13 protein-coding genes are annotated in these 14,616 nt (G+C 68.3%); 6 read left to right on the top strand and 7 right to left on the bottom strand.

The genetic code is table 11. The features are described 5' to 3' along the window. Positions 1-325: 325 nt before the first annotated feature. The 6 genes from IEZ17_RS42540 to IEZ17_RS19735 all read right to left on the bottom strand — a co-directional run bounded on the left by IEZ17_RS42540 (position 326) and on the right by IEZ17_RS19735 (position 9,149). Positions 326-2,842, bottom strand: a complete 2,517-nt coding sequence (locus IEZ17_RS42540) for an AAA family ATPase (protein ID WP_229852406.1) — start codon at positions 2,840-2,842, stop codon at positions 326-328. Next, complete coding sequence (locus IEZ17_RS19755; protein WP_189301910.1) at positions 2,839-5,028, bottom strand: DDE-type integrase/transposase/recombinase; 2,190 nt, start codon at positions 5,026-5,028, stop codon at positions 2,839-2,841. Before IEZ17_RS19755 ends, IEZ17_RS42540 begins: the two co-directional genes overlap by 4 nt. After that, the gene (locus IEZ17_RS19750) at positions 5,025-5,669 is read right to left on the bottom strand and encodes a TnsA-like heteromeric transposase endonuclease subunit (RefSeq protein ID WP_229852405.1); all 645 of its coding nucleotides are present in this window, start codon (positions 5,667-5,669) and stop codon (positions 5,025-5,027) included. Before IEZ17_RS19750 ends, IEZ17_RS19755 begins: the two co-directional genes overlap by 4 nt. 276 nt (positions 5,670-5,945) lie before the next feature. Continuing rightward, on the bottom strand, positions 5,946-7,391 hold the full coding sequence (locus tag IEZ17_RS19745; RefSeq protein ID WP_189301907.1) for a glyceraldehyde-3-phosphate dehydrogenase: 1,446 nt from the start codon (positions 7,389-7,391) through the stop codon (positions 5,946-5,948). 317 nt (positions 7,392-7,708) lie between these two features. Further along, positions 7,709-8,416: a hypothetical protein gene (locus IEZ17_RS19740; protein WP_189301905.1), complete on the bottom strand. Its 708-nt coding sequence runs from the start codon at positions 8,414-8,416 to the stop codon at positions 7,709-7,711. Positions 8,417-8,486: 70 nt separating this feature from the next. Beyond that, the gene (locus IEZ17_RS19735; RefSeq protein ID WP_189301903.1) at positions 8,487-9,149 is read right to left on the bottom strand and encodes a TetR/AcrR family transcriptional regulator; all 663 of its coding nucleotides are present in this window, start codon (positions 9,147-9,149) and stop codon (positions 8,487-8,489) included. 165 nt (positions 9,150-9,314) lie between these two features. Between IEZ17_RS19735 and IEZ17_RS19730 the strand changes: the two genes are divergently transcribed. From IEZ17_RS19730 to IEZ17_RS19705, 6 genes are all read left to right on the top strand, one after another. Further along, the gene (locus tag IEZ17_RS19730; RefSeq protein ID WP_373299876.1) at positions 9,315-9,569 is read left to right on the top strand and encodes a ferredoxin; all 255 of its coding nucleotides are present in this window, start codon (positions 9,315-9,317) and stop codon (positions 9,567-9,569) included. After that, positions 9,566-10,951, top strand: coding sequence for an NAD(P)/FAD-dependent oxidoreductase (locus IEZ17_RS19725; RefSeq protein ID WP_189301901.1), 1,386 nt, complete (start codon positions 9,566-9,568; stop codon positions 10,949-10,951). Before IEZ17_RS19730 ends, IEZ17_RS19725 begins: the two co-directional genes overlap by 4 nt. Positions 10,952-10,962: 11 nt before the next feature. Continuing rightward, the gene (locus tag IEZ17_RS19720) at positions 10,963-12,183 is read left to right on the top strand and encodes a cytochrome P450 (protein WP_189301899.1); all 1,221 of its coding nucleotides are present in this window, start codon (positions 10,963-10,965) and stop codon (positions 12,181-12,183) included. 112 nt (positions 12,184-12,295) lie between these two features. Then, the gene (locus IEZ17_RS19715) at positions 12,296-12,748 is read left to right on the top strand and encodes a hypothetical protein (protein ID WP_189301897.1); all 453 of its coding nucleotides are present in this window, start codon (positions 12,296-12,298) and stop codon (positions 12,746-12,748) included. Next, positions 12,748-13,050 (top strand): winged helix-turn-helix domain-containing protein, encoded by a 303-nt coding sequence (locus IEZ17_RS19710; RefSeq protein ID WP_189301895.1) that lies wholly within the window; start codon positions 12,748-12,750, stop codon positions 13,048-13,050. Before IEZ17_RS19715 ends, IEZ17_RS19710 begins: the two co-directional genes overlap by 1 nt. Before the next feature lie 243 nt (positions 13,051-13,293). Continuing rightward, complete coding sequence (locus tag IEZ17_RS19705) at positions 13,294-14,049, top strand: dienelactone hydrolase family protein (protein ID WP_189301893.1); 756 nt, start codon at positions 13,294-13,296, stop codon at positions 14,047-14,049. 106 nt (positions 14,050-14,155) lie between these two features. On the opposite strand, the gene IEZ17_RS19700 is transcribed toward IEZ17_RS19705, so the two are convergent. Next, positions 14,156-14,599 carry a hypothetical protein gene (locus tag IEZ17_RS19700; RefSeq protein ID WP_229852404.1) on the bottom strand — a complete coding sequence of 148 codons (444 nt, stop codon included), beginning with the start codon at positions 14,597-14,599 and terminating at the stop codon, positions 14,156-14,158. Between the last annotated feature and the right edge of the window lie 17 nt (positions 14,600-14,616).

Here is a 14,616-nt window from a genome sequence, read left to right as displayed (position 1 = left end):
TTGCGCGTCCGACGGGCGCTGCCCGTGCTCCGTACTGCCATGCTGGAGACGGTACGAAGTACGAGCAGCACGCGCCCAGTGACGATCGAAAGAGGCCCGGCGCGGATCGCTGCTGAACGTTGTCGTTGTTAACAAGGGCGCGGATTTGCTAATCCACTGCTAACTGACCGCCTTTATTGCTAACGAAGTCGCGGATCCTAGATGACTGTAGGTTCCTCATGATCACTGACACTGGTTCCTGCGGGAACGCTGAAATCCGGGCCAGATGAACAACGCCGTGTCGGTCGGAACTGCTCAATCCGAGCGCGGAGCATCGCTGCGGTAGTCACCGTGAGTATCTGCCGCCCTTGCTCGAGTCGGAAGTGTCCAGCGTTGTTGTGTTGTCGAAACGATCAATGAGTTTTCGTGCTTCGGCAAGGAACGGCACACCTGCCGGAGCGGGAGATAGCGGGTTGGTTCTCGCGATCACGCTGAACCCCACGAGGCTTTCGATAGATCGCAATTGCTGGCAGAGGGTACTCGCAGGGACGCCGAGTTCCGCTGCGGCGACCGACAACCGGGGGTGTCCTGGAATTTTGAGGAGGTTACGGAGCCGCGATAAGCAGTTACTTGTGTTGCTGACGCGCCGCATTTCAGGCGAGAGCGTCACGTTCAGCCGGGCGAAGGGGTTCGAGACGTGCCCGTTGGAATGCCGCGGGATGTCCCAACGCCGCAGGGCGCGAAACACGGCGTCTTGACCGACGCCGAGCTCCCGTGCGATATCGAGGCAACTGCGTCCCTTCAGCGCGTACTCCTCTTCCAGCCACTCTCGGGTAATCATGGCCGGGAGGAGGAGAGGAATCCCGGGGGTTGACCGAAGAGGGAGCCCGGCCTCGGTGAGTGCTCGGCGAACGGTGTGCTGGCTGCATCCTGCAAGCTTCGCGATCTTGGCGGGGGTGAGTCTTTGTTCCTGGTAGAGCTGTTGAAGTTCTCGTGGCGCGAGAACTCCCTGTCGCGGAATATTGCGTCCTGGGACGCTGGGACGCGGTGGGGGGTCGGGGGCTGCCGCGTCGACGCCGGTCGATTCGAGGTGCATGAGGACGTGGTCCTCGCTGATATCCAGGTGTTTCGCGATCTCTGTGAGTGAACGGCCAGCGGCCAGCATCTCGGCGAGTTGGGAGGAGTCGGCCCTATCCGGGTCTTCCCCTGGCCACGTGCTCTTGCTGAGCCAGGTGGATGGTGGTTGCCAGAGCACAGGTTCGTCGATGCAGTGAGCCTGGAGGTTTGCTGCCGCCTGCTGGAAGAGGAATTCTTTGAGCTCGCCGGTGATCCGGTGCGAGAAGTCCGCGTTCCAGGTTGGGGTCCGGGATGAGGTGCCCGGGTCGGCTCCGAGGAGAAGTTTGAGAAGGTGCCATCGCAGACGCTTGACCTGCACCGGGCCACTGCGTAGGCCGCGACGACGGCAGTATTCCTTGAAGGCGTCCAGGTCGAAGCTGACGGTGGTCTCGGAGAAGGTTGTTCGTCGACGGTGGTAGTCGATGGGCACTGGATGGGTGTCGACAGCGCGAGCCAACAGGACGATGAACGTTGCAAGTTCGTCGGATCGCTGCTTGCCGAGGGCAGCATCGAGAGCGTCCTTGTTGCCGAACGTGCGGGGGTTTCCCAGCAGTTCAGCGGCTCGCGGATAGTTCCAGGATGTCCCTGGCGCCAAGAGCAGGGTTGCGCATGCCCTGCGGAGTCCCGAAAGCCGGAAGAGGGGTTCGGGCAGCCGGGGCAGCATCCGCATGGTCCAGGCGGGCCAGAGCATCGCTGGCAGTCGGGACGCGGCAGCGTCGTTCTTCACCTGGTTCATCAGATCTTTGTCGAGGCGCTCATGACCACTGCGGATCGCCCGCAGACAGCCACGGTTGATCAATGCCATGAGAGAGGCGAAGTGCCCGGAGGAACGGGCGTAGAGATAGTCGGACAGATCCCGGGCAAGCATTCCGGGGTATTTGTCGGCCAGGACGAGTTTCTTCTCGATCGTCTTGAGGAGAGTCCGCCACTGCTTGCGCCCCTGCTCGTCGTCGATCTGAAAAGGGAGCAGCGTCAGCGGGGTAGTGCGGCGTCCGAACTGGGCGAGTTCGTTCTTCTTCCCGGAGAAGCCCTCCTGAAGAATTCCGCGCTTCTGGACCCCGACGCCGACATAGATCAGGGTGACGGGGAAGACGTTCGCCAGATACTTCAACTGATTCGACATGCGGACCGAGTTGGTGTTCGCTCCGGCCAGGAAGTGAATGTCATCAATGATGAATGCGGCCGTCCTCAGCGAAAGCACAGCGTCCACCGCCCGCTCGGCCAGGGTGTCGGCGTCCCCGGTGACGGGCAGCCCGTAGAAGCGGCAGATCGCGGCGTTCAGGCCGCGGATCTGCGTGTTCCCGCTGAGCGCGATGTAGATGACGGGGACCCTGCGGTCTCCGCTGGGGGTCGTCTCTCCGCGTAAGGTGACCTGTTCGCGGAACATCTTCCGGCCGTAGGCGCGGACCGCGGTGCTCTTTCCAAGTCCGGGGTAGGCGTCCAGCAGTGCAGCTGGTTTCGTCTTGTCCCCGTCCTGCCGGTTCGAGTCAACGATCTCCGATAGCTCGTCATGCAGTTGGAGGAGCTGCGGGGTGTCGATTGGGCCGATGTTGGCGTGCCAGACCGCCCGATCGTCGTTGTGCATCAAGAGCGCTCGCGGCGAGAGGTCAGCCAGTTGGGCCCTGGTGTACTGCTCTGGCCGGGCCCGGTCTGGCCCGTTGACCTCCAGCAGCCAGCCCGGCAGCCGAGTGGGGCTGTACTGGCGGTCATCGCCCTCGAACGGCTCGGCGCCGTTCCGCGCGTTCAACGGCTGTCCCAGACGTCAGCGTAGTAGTCGTCCTCATCGATGGGAGCGGACTCGTCGCCGGGGAAGACTGCCTCACACTCCTCGTCCTCGTCGTCGTCCCCGCCGAGATCCTCGTTCTCAGCTCCGACGGCGCTCAGGCCAAGTTCGCCGGGCTCGTCTCCTGCTGGAATCCCGTCAGACGAACTCAGGGCGGCAATACGTTGGACTGACGGCAGCGACGCGACCTCGTCCTTGGCGTCCCGCGGTTCGTCGTCCTCGCCCACCAGCCGTAGCCGTTCATGGGACAGGCGAAGGGCCATCCGTCGCTCGGTGCGGTCCGCGGCCAGTCCGGCGCCCCACCGTTCGAGGAGTTCGACCAGCGCGCGTTTGGTGTCCGGGAAGCGGTGCGTCTTCTTGGCAAGCCGGCGAGCGTAGACCAGCGCCTCCCTGCTGAACGGGCCGTCCAGTGCGGCTGCATGTTCCCAGTCGAGTGTGTGCCACTTCTGCGTCTCGGGATCTTGGAAGTACACCTTCCGCATATCGCCGCGGTCCACTGCGATCGGCCACTTGCCCGCATCCACCCCGCGAAATGGACTGGGCTGATTGCGGTGGTCGTTCAGCCCGTCCCCGTTGTAGCGCATCCCTTCGATCTCGACACCGTAGTGGTGGATCGGGACGCGTTCTTCCTCCAGGAACTCCAGGGCCAGATTAGGGCGGGCCGGGATTCTCAGCGGGCCCGCCCGGGTGACTCCGTGGTCGAACATGTCCAGCGGACTGAGCTGAAGCCCAGGGACCTCCGGAATCCGCAGGCCGCGGTGGCGGCGCCGGTGATAGACCAGAGTGATCCACTCACGGATAATCGCTTCGAGTTCGTCGATGAAGAAAAACGCCTCGTCCTCGACCTTCTCGCCGCGGCTATGCACGTCCGAGCCCTTGTAGCCGGGCAACGCAGCCAACACTCCCTGGTTGAGAGTCCGGAACCAGCGCTCGATCGGCTTGTCGGTCGGTGTCTTCGGCCGCGCCGGCTGCAGAGAGATGTCCAGCTTCGCGCAGACGCTCTCGATGTGGTTCGACAGATATACCTTGCCGTGGTCATAGATAATCGTCTCGGCCGCGACTGTGGGCAGCAACGGCTGCCCGTCCCGGTCGACCAGCTTGTCCGCATCGACCACCACGGTGGAGGGAACCCCGCAGTACGGAAGTGGCTCACCCCCGCAATCCGAAACCTCCCGCGGACGAACCGTCTCGAACAACACCCCCGCCACATCTGTCGATTTCGTCGACACCGGGGTGAGGCGGAGCCCGGTGATGCACCGGCTATAGAGATCCATGGCGACCGTGAGCTCACACCGCACCCACCGGCAGGTCACCGGCTCCATCGCGAAGACATCCAGGCAATTGGTGTCCAACACCACATACTCGCCCGGTCGTGTCGCCCGCAGTCGACCGTAAGTCCCCTTCGGGGCGTCCGCGATCGACCTCTTCCCCTTCGTGCTGCCCTCGAAAGCGTTCGTGCCCTTGGTAAGCACCCGCAGCGCCTCATAGCCCGTCGTGCGGGCCGGGAGCGGGACGGTGCCCTCCCCGTACTCCTTGACCAAACGCTCTTCGATCTCGATCAGGATCAGACTCCGCACCGGCCGGGAGGACTTCTCATGGCCCTTCAAAACTGACCGGGTCTTCTCCAGCCACCGCGGGTCGACCTTGTCCAGCACGCTCGTTTGGGGGCGGTCACGAACCAGACCGGCCGGGCCGGAGCTATTCACTTGACGCACCCAGTTGCGGATCGTCGTTTCGGATACTCCGAGTTCCGCTGCCTTCGCGGCGTACCGGTGCATCTTCGGTGTTCCGGGCGCGTAGTCGGGTCGTGGCTCGCCCGGCAGAGCCAGTTCCTCGCTGCCGAGTTGATAGCCGGTGCGAACCTCCTGGACATGTCGGAACTGCCGGGTCAGCTCGTCGTCCTCTTTGTCGCTGAGACCACTCAGGGCAGCAGCATCAGCTGGTTCACCTTGCGGGACCGGAGTAAGGATCTCGGTGGTGGGATGCGTCAACAGCACAGAGATGTCGACCTGCCGCCACTTCGGGACACCGACGCCTGAAACTGCCGGCTGGAGGAGAATTCGGCGGCCCTCAATCTCGGCGACCGTGAACTGTTCACCGTCGAAGTTGATCGGTAACCCTGGCCTCAAGGGCGTCGTCCACGTGCTCATGCGCACCTCCGCAGCACCGACTCGCCCGACAATGGACGCGACAGGTCCGTCGTCAACCGCCCAGACCACAGCAGAGCCATGAATGCAGGCCTCACCTCCTCGGCGGGCCGCCCTTGGGCTAATTGGCGCTCAGCCAAGGCGAGTTCTCCGCCGTCGACCACCTGCTGCCACGCCTGCTCTGTGTCGGTCTCGGACACCACACCGGGACGCCGATAGGCAGCCAGGAACCGCACGTTCTCCAGCAGCACCCGATCCGCCCCGGACCAGATTTCGTAGTCCCAGCCGTGTTGCCGGAACAACTCGCCAGGCCACGCCAGAGCCTCCACGATCTTCGGATCATTCAGGCGGCTCGCTGGCTTGACGTTCACCACCCGCACGGTCCCCGAACGCATGACCAGCAGAAAGTCCGGCACATGGTGACGAGTCCGGTCACCGACCCGGGCCGCCAGCCGGCACGGCTGTGCAAAGATCCCTCGGACTTCCGGATCGAAGTCCGCAAGCAGCAACCGGGCCAGCTCCAGGCGGCTCTCATAGAGCACGTGCCCACCCGTCGTCGCAGACGAGTACTTTCCCGAGTAGTGGGCCATTCCGTGGATCGAGCGAACAGCCCGCCACGGCTTGGACTCCGCAAAATCGGTCAACCTGAGCTGTCGGACCGGGACTTCGCGTACCAATCCATCGTCGTACCGGATCGAGACCGAAGGAACTTTTCGCCTACTACGGGCACCGCCCGCTCTCCGTACTGCCATGCTTGAGACGGTACGGAGAGCGGGCGTCGCAGACTCGCGGAGATCGAAATAGTCCCAGAGAGGACCGCTACTGAGCGTAGCCGTTGTCAATGGAGCCGCGGATTTGCCAATCCGGTGTCAATGAAACGCCTTCATTGTCAACGAAGTCGCGGATCCTAGACGCCGGGGTCAGGCCACCGGCACCGGGTAGGTCGGGTACTCGACCCCGGAGACGTGCTGGACGACGCGGATGACCTGGCAGGAGTAGCCGAACTCGTTGTCGTACCAGAGGTAGAGGATCGCGTTGTCGCCGTCGACCTTGGTGGCTCCGGCGTCGACGATCGAGGCGTTGCGCGAGCCGATGAAGTCGCTGGAGACCGCATCCGGGGCGGTGGTGAAGTCGATCTGGCGCTTGAGCGGCGAGGTCAGCGACACATTGCGGAGGTAGTCGAGGACCTCCTCGCGGGTGGTCTCGCGCCCGAGCCGCAGGCTGAGGATGGCGATCGAGACGTCCGGCACCGGGACGCGGACCGAGCTGCCGGTGATCGTCGCCTTGAGGTCGGGCAGCGCCTTGGCGACGGCGGAGGCCGCACCGGTCTCGGCGATGACCATGTTGAGCGGCGCGGAACGGCCACGACGGTCCGACTTGTGGTAATTGTCCAGCAGGTTCTGGTCGTTGGTGAACGAGTGGATGGTCTCCACGTGACCGCGCAGAACGCCGTACTCGTCCGCCATCGCCTTCAGCGGCGGGACGATCGCGTTGGTGGTGCAGGACGCGCAGGACAGGATCTGCTCGTCCGGCTTGATGGTGTCGTGGTTGACGCCGTGCACGATGTTGGGGACGTCGCCCTTGCCCGGCGCGGTGAGGACGACCTTGTCGATACCGGGGCGCAGGTGCTTCGAGAGGCCCTCGCGGTCGCGCCACTTGCCGGTGTTGTCGATGAGGATGGCGTCCTTGATGCCGTACGCCGTGTAGTCCACCGACGTCGGGTCGTCGGAGTAGATCACCTTGATCTCGTTGCCGTTGGCGATGATCTTGCTGTTCGCCTCGTCGACGGTGATCGTGCCCTGGAACTGCCCGTGGATGGAGTCCCGGCGGAGCAGCGAGGCGCGCTTGATGATGTCCTGGTCCCCGCCCCCGCGGACGACGATGGCGCGCAGCCGCAGGCCGTTGCCGGAGCCGGCCTTCTCGATGAGCAGCCGGGCTATGAGGCGGCCGATGCGGCCGAATCCGTAGAGCACGACGTCGCGCGGCTCGCGGCACTCGATCTTGTTGGCGCCCGTGGCGCCCGCGACGGCCTCGGCGGTGAACTCCTCCACGGAGAGTCCGCGGCCGTCGGTCTTGTACGTCGCGGCGAGCATGCCGATGTCGATCTGGGAAGGACCGAGATCGAGCGCGGCGAGGGCCCGGAGGAACGGCAGCGTCTCGGTGACCGAGAGCTCCTCGCCGGCGATCTGCCGGGCGAATCGGTGGGTCTTGAGGATGCTGACCACCGACTTGTTCACCAGGGAGCGGCTGTGCAGCAGGACGGTGACGTCCCGCTCCCGGTGCAGCTTCCCGATGATCGGGATCATCGACTCCGCGATCTCCTCGCGGCTCTTCCAGTCAGTGAACGAGTCTTCGTTGACAGTCACAGGTTTATCTTTCGAGCTAGGCGGCGCTCATATGCTAACCCCCTGCCGTTTTACCCGTTCGGGCAGCCCCTCCCGAGCGGGATGCGACGATCACCCCACGGCCGCACCAGCGCGCCGAATGTGCTGATTTATCAAGCCAAATCGCCCAATTGCGCCCCGATTTCCCTGTCTTGCATCTCACGTGCAGGCAGCACGGGAGGACGCGGGGCACGACGATCGGCGCCGGGGCGCCGACCCCGAGGCGGGGTCTTCAGTCGGCCGACAGCTGAGCGCCGCCCGCCCGGTCCGCTCCGATCAGGAGTCGGCCTTGATCCTCTTCATGGTGAGCAGGAATCCGCGCGTACCTCACGGGGTCGGACCGCGGCGCTCACGGGGGCGGCGCCGGCGGCGGGCGGGGCGACCAGCAGACGGGCGTGGATCTTGGGGCCCAGGCCGGCCGCGGCGACGGCGATGGCCACCGCAACGATGACGTCGGCGTGGTGCGTGACGCCGTCGAGGAGCATCTGAGCGAGGAGCGCGGCGATGATGAGGGTGAGCTTCGCGGCGATCAGCCGGGGCGCCGAGAGGACCGGCCCGGCGGACGGATGCACCTCGCTGGTGCGGGTGCGGTGCGCCAGGCGGATCTGTAGCGGGACCGTCAGCAGGACCACCAGCAGCCGGACGCCCAGGGAGGCGGCGGGCTGCGCGCTGTGCGGGTCCAGCAGGCAGCCGAGCAGGTAGGCCGCCACCAGCGCGCCCCCGACGATGGCCGTCCGGACGGTGATCAGCCGGGCAATGGCCCAACGGGGGTCGGCGGCCTCGTAGACCTGCTGGGTGAGACGGCGGTTGGACCGCAGCAGCAGGGGCGGGACGATCAACAGGATCACGGACGTGCGCAGGGCGTGCGCCCAGGCCGGCTCGCCGCCCTCTCCCATCCAGGTGAGTGCCATGACGACACCGGCGACGGCATAGCGGATCCGAAGCTTCCGGGCCTCGCCGAGTGGTCGCGGGCGGGCCGCGCGGGAGACCTGGGGGGCCGGATTCATGAGGGGCTGCTCCTTCGCGGGAGGACGGCAGGAGGGGGAACGACCGGCGGGGCGGGGGTGGTTGGGCCGGTCAGTCGTCCTCGGCGCCGGTGGGCGTACCGGCGGCGTCGATACCGGCGAACAGCCAGGTCAGCGCCTGGGCGAACAGTTCTTCCGACACGCTCGACGGGTCCAGGCGCCGCAGCCGCACCAGGCCCTGGAACAGTGCCGCGACCACGGTGGCCACGGTTTCGGCGGGGACCCCCTCGGGTGCGCCGCGCTCGGCCAGTGACGTGCTGATCACCTGCTCCAGCGCTCGGCGGGGTTCGCGCAGCTTGGCCGCCATCGTCTCCAGGGCCTGCGGGTTGCGGACCGCGTACAGCCAGAACTCGGCCTGGAGCGGGGCGAAGTCGATGTCCTTGTCGGCGACGTCGATCAGCAGCCGGCCCAGCTCGGCGGCGGCTTCCCCGGAGCCCGCCTCATGGCTGTCCAGGGCACGGGCGGCCTCCGCGATGCGGTCGTTCTGACGGTCGGAGAGCAGTTCCAGGAACAACGCTTCCTTGCTGTTGAAGTTGGAGTACAGCGCACCCGTGGAGAAGCCAGCGGCCTCGGCGATCTCCTCCACCGAGGCGCCGGTGAAGCCCTTGCGGGCGAAGATCCGCGCCGCCGCGTCCAGCAGCAGCGTCCGGGTACGGGCCTTGGCCTCGGCGCGGGTCAGGCGCTGCCGTCGGGGTGCATCGTGCTCGCCGTTCATATCGGCAAGGCTATTCGGATAGTGATCGCTATGTCAATGCCCGGATAGCGAGTACAGTTCCCATAGCGGTCACTATCCGAATCGCACTCGCGATGACAGAGCCCTTCGCCGTCGACCTGCGGATGACGGACAGGACCGCGCCGACCAGCAAGGAAAGGAAGAAAGATGATCACGCAAGCCCCGCCGGAGACACTGCGGCTCGTGGTGGATCTCAACCGGTGCCAGAGCTACGGGCAGTGCGTCTACGCCGCGCCGGCGGTCTTCCGCTTCCACGGCGAGGAGTCGCTGGAGTACGACTACGCGCCCGACGCCGGCGCGCGCCGCGAGGTGGCACGCGCCGCGGCGGCCTGCCCCGTGCAGGCGATCACGCTGAGCGGCGCCACCGAGCCGTCGCCGCTGTCCTCGGGGCGGGACCAGTGACCGCCGCGGGCGCGCCCGGACCGGCCGGCGCAGGCCGCATCGTCGTGGTGGGCGCCTCGCTGGCCGGGCTGCGCGCCGCCGAGGCGCTGCGGGACGAGGGGTTCACCGGGGAGCTCAGCCTCATAGGCGACGAGCCCCACGAGCCCTACGACCGGCCGCCGCTGTCGAAGGCGGTGCTGTCCGGCCGGCTGACCACCGACCGCATCACACTGCCCCGGGTGCGGAACATCGACGCGCGGTGGCTGCTGGGCACCGCCGCGACCGGACTGGACATACCCGGCCGCCAGGTGGTGCTGGCCGACGGGCGGCGGGTGGACTTCGACCGGCTGCTGATCGCCACCGGCACCCGCGCCCGCCCGTGGCCCGCCGCGGCCGGCGGCGGCCTGGCCGGTGTGCACACGCTGCGCGGCCGGGACGACGCCGACCGGCTGCGTGCCGCGCTGGCCACCGGCCCGCGTCGGGTACTGGTCATCGGCGGCGGCTTCACCGGAGGCGAAGTCGCCTCGGGCTGCCGGGAGTTGGGGCTTGAGGTGACCGTGGTCCAGCGCGGCGCGGCCCCGTTGGCGAGCGCGCTCGGCGGTGTGCTCGGCCGCGCCGCCGCCGACTGGCACCGCGCCGCCGGAGTGGACCTGCGGCTGAACACCACGGTCCGTGCGCTGGACGGCGATGCCCACGGCCGGCTGCGCCGCGCCCGACTGTCCGACGGCACCGTGGTGGACGCCGAGGTGGCGGTGGTGGCCACCGGCGCACCGGCCAACACCGAGTGGCTGACCGGTTCCGGGCTGGCCGCCGACCACCGCGGAGTGGCCTGCGACAGCAGCTGCCGGGCGCTGGGCACCGACGGGGCGACCGTCGAGGGCGTCTTCGTCGCCGGTGACATCGCCCGCTGGCCGCACCCGCTGTTCCCGGGGCAGCTGCTACGGCTGGACCACTGGGACAACGCCGTGGCGCAGGCGCGTACCGCCGCGCACAACATGGCGCACGCCCGGCTCGACCACCGCGTCCACCAGCCGCTGCCCGCCTTCTGGTCCAACCAGTTCGGGGTCAACCTCAAGTCCGTGGGGCTGCCGCACCTCGCCGACCAGGTCGCCGTCACCCAAGGAGCCCTGGACGAGCGCCGGTTCGTGGCCGCCTACGGGCTGCGCGGCCGGCTGGTCGCGGCCGTCGCGGTGGACTCGCCGCGCGTCCTGGACGGCTACGCCGCGCTCATCGAGGCCAGGGCGCCGTTCCCGCCGGTGCTCAACGCGCCCGACGGTCCCGCGCAACTCCAGCCCGTCGACGCGGAGTTCACCCGTCCCACCGGATACGCGCCGGACGGCGCGCACGACCACGACACCCGCACCCCGGCAGCCGCCGTCTCCACGCCGATGGCACACCCGTAGGGAGAACGCCCATGACCACGACCCTGCCCGACACGGCCACCGACCTGTTCGCCCACGCCCTGCGGTACGAGAACCGCGCCGACCCCTACCCGTACTACACGCGGATGCTCCGGCAGCCGGTCACCTGCATGGACGACGGGACCTGGCTGGTCAGCGGCCACCGGGAGATCTCGCAGCTGCTGCACGATCCGCGGATCAGCGCCGACCGGCTCAACCCCGACGCGCCGAAGCCCGCCGCCCGGAGTCTGCTCGTCCTGGACCCGCCCCGGCACGACCAACTGCGCCGCCTGGTCACCCAGGAGTTCATCCCGCGCATCATGGGCATGCGCGACCACCTCGACACCCTCGTCGCCCGCCTGCTCGACGCGCACCGCAGCGACCGGCCGGGGCAATGGGACGTGGTGGCCGACCTCGCCTACCCCCTGCCGGTCACGGTGATCTGCGAACTGCTCGGCGTACCCCGCGAGGACGAGGCCGTCTTCGGCAGCCTCGCCCGCCGGCTCACCCGCGGACTGGACCCTATCGACACCCAGACCGAGGACGAACTGCGCGAACTCCAGCAGGCCCGCGAGGAGTTGGTGCAGTATCTCGAAGGGCTCATCGCGCGGCGCCGGGCCGCCCCGGGTGACGATCTGCTGTCCGGCTTGATGTTCGGCACGGATCCGGCGGGCGGGATGGGGCCGGTGGACCTGCGGGTCACGCTCGGCCTGCTGCTGATCGCCGGTCACGAGACCACCGTCAACCTGATCGCCAACGGCACCCTCGCCCTGCTGCGCCACCCCGACGCGCTGGCCCGGCTGCGCACCGACCCCGACCTCGCCACCCCGCTCGTGGAGGAAGTGCTGCGCTACGACCCGCCGGTGCAGATGTCCGGGCGCAGCACACTGGCCGACATCGACATCGCGGGCACCACCATCCCCCGGGGCGCCCGGGTCCGGCTGATGCTCGCCGCGGGCAATCGCGATCCGCGCCGCTTCCCGGACCCCGACCGGTTCGTCCCGGACCGCCCCGACAACACCCATCTCGGTTTCGGCGGCGGCCTGCACTACTGCATCGGCGCCACCCTCGCCCGCGCGGAGGCGCAGATCGCGCTCACCGCCCTGGCCCGCCGGCTGGAGTCGCCGCGCCTGCTCGCCGATCCGCCGCCGTACCGGGAGAACGCCATCCTGCGCGGACCGGAGCAACTCCCGGTCTCCTTCGAGCGGCTGGGCCCCGGCGAGCGGACCGCCTGAGCTCCACCTGCGGTCAGGCCCCCTCGGTACCACCTTCTTTCTCATGGGGAAAGAAGGTGGTACTTTCCTTACAAGCAAGCACCTCACCCGACCCGCATCACCAGGGGGACCCATGACCTCGTACGACGCCCGGACCGCGCTCGACGCGATACACCACCACCAGGAGCAGACCCGTGACGCGTATGTGCGCCACGGCGCCAAGCTCCCCTACCTGCTCGTCACCGCGCTGGCCGTCTTCGGCTTCAGTGCGGCCTTCGATCTGCCGAACCCCTGGCGCACCCTCACCCTCCTGGCGGGGGGCGGCCTGATGACGGGCATGCTGTTCGTGCACCAGCGGCGGGCCCCGGTCCGCCGGAAGCCGTCCAGCGCCGAGTGGGCGCTCTCCCTTTGGGTGGGGGGCGTTGTCACCGTGATCCTCGTGGCGGCGGTGATCGGCGCCCGGCTGCTGGGGCTCCCGGAGCCCAGCATGGTCGCCGGGGCCGTCGCGGCCGTGGCAACCGTGGTGGCCGGGTATGCGACCCGCCCGACCATCAAGGCCATCACCCGCCGGGACGGCCACGGCTGATGGACCCCAACTTCGACGAGTTCCTGCACGTACCGGCCCGGCTCTCGATCGTCGCGCTGCTGGCTCCGGCCGACTGGGTGGAGTTCGGCTTCGTACGGGACAGCGTGGAAACCAGCGACTCGGCCCTGTCCAAACAGGTCGCCGCGTTGGCAGAGGCCGGATACGTCGAGGTACGCAAGACCCGCAACCGAACGGGACGGCACACCCACGTCCGACTCACTCCGCACGGCCGGTGGGCATTCCAGCGGCACGCCGCGGCCCTGGAACGGATCGTGGCGGCGGCGCGCGAACCGCAGGAGTAAGGCGCGGTGCCGCGGATACCCAAAGGGCTCCCCTGCCAGGCCAGTTGACGGGGCGTTCTCCCCCGAGGGGTCCGGCACGGGGCGCTCACCTGGGGTGCGGCCGGAATCGGCCACCGGGCCACTCCCCCGTCGGGCGTTGTGCACCGGGCGGGTTACCGTGTGGGCATCCGCCGGCCATCGCAGCCGGCGATCCGGTGGCGCACCTCTCGCGTCCTGCCGGGAAGCCTGATGAAAGGTACGGACATGGCAACTGTGAACGGTGTGTCCCTCGACATCCCCGTACCGGACGGCACCGCCGACGCGTATCTCGCCCACCCGGACGACGGCGGACCGCACCCGGGAGTCCTGCTCTACATGGACGCCTTCGGGCTGCGCCCCTCGTTGCAGGAGATGGCCCGGCGGCTGGCCGGGCACGGCTATACGGTGCTGGTACCCAACGTCCTCCACCGCGCGGGGCGCGCCCCGGTGGTGGAACTGCCCGATTACATCGACCCCTCCGAGCGGCCCGAGATCTTCGCGCAGCTCATGCCGCTCATCCAGACCTTCACGCCCGAGCTGGCGATGCGGGACGCCGGTGCCTATCTGGACTGGCTGGCCGCCTCGCCACTGGTCGCCGACGGCCCGGTGGGCACCACCGGTTACTGCATGGGCGGCGTGCTCGGCGTCCGCACCGCGGCGGCCTTTCCCGACCGGATCGCCGCCGTCGGCGCCTTCCACACCGGACGGCTGGTGACCGATACGGAAGACAGCCCGCACCTGCTCGCCGACCGCATCACGGCGGAGCTGTACTTCGGCCACGCCGACCAGGACACGTCGATGCCGGTCGAGCACATCAAGACCCTGGAACAGGCGCTGGACACCGCGGGGGTGCGCTACCGCAGCGAGCTGTACGACGGCGCCCACCACGGCTACACGCAGAAGGACACCGCGGCCTACAACGCCGAGGCGGACGAGCGCCATTGGAACGCACTGCTCGACCTGTTCGGACGCGCCCTCTGAGACGGACGGCGGGCCGGTGGCCGGGGCGCGCCCGGCCCCGGCAGCGAACTGCTCCACGGGGCACGCCGGTTGGCGCAGCCGCGCACAGGGAGGCAGGCGCCGCGCGTCAGCCCCAGAGCCGGGAGGTGACGACAGCGGCGGTGTCTGCGGGCCGGCTGCCGTGGTAGGTCAGCGTGGCCTGTGTGAAGTGCCACTGCCCAGGGTGACCAGACCGGAGCTGTGGGTGCTGGAGCCGTACGTGGACGGGGTAGCCGTGGAAACGGCCCGCCGCGCAGTACGGCTTGCAGTCGTTGACCATGTCCGTTCCCTCGGCGACCGCCGCCTGCGGCTGCCACTGCGACCAGCGCAGCGAGGTGAGGACGTTGTTGCCGTCACCGCAGGCGAGCATGAACTGGCCGGGGCGGACCTGGGCGTTCCCGGTGCAGTCGATGACCGCCACACGGGCCCGCGCGGGCGGCCCGGTGGCGGCGGACGCGGGCGCCGCCGTGGCCGCCGCAAGTGCCGCCCCGGCACAGACCATGAGTGCTGCCGTCGTTCTGTGAGCTCGCATATCCGCTCCTCAGCCGC

The sequence above is a fragment of the Streptomyces albospinus genome, from assembly GCF_014648695.1.
Classification (GTDB): domain Bacteria; phylum Actinomycetota; class Actinomycetes; order Streptomycetales; family Streptomycetaceae; genus Streptomyces; species Streptomyces albospinus.
The sequence above is the reverse complement of the archived record's forward strand: the minus strand, read 5'-3'. Positions and strand labels throughout refer to the sequence as shown.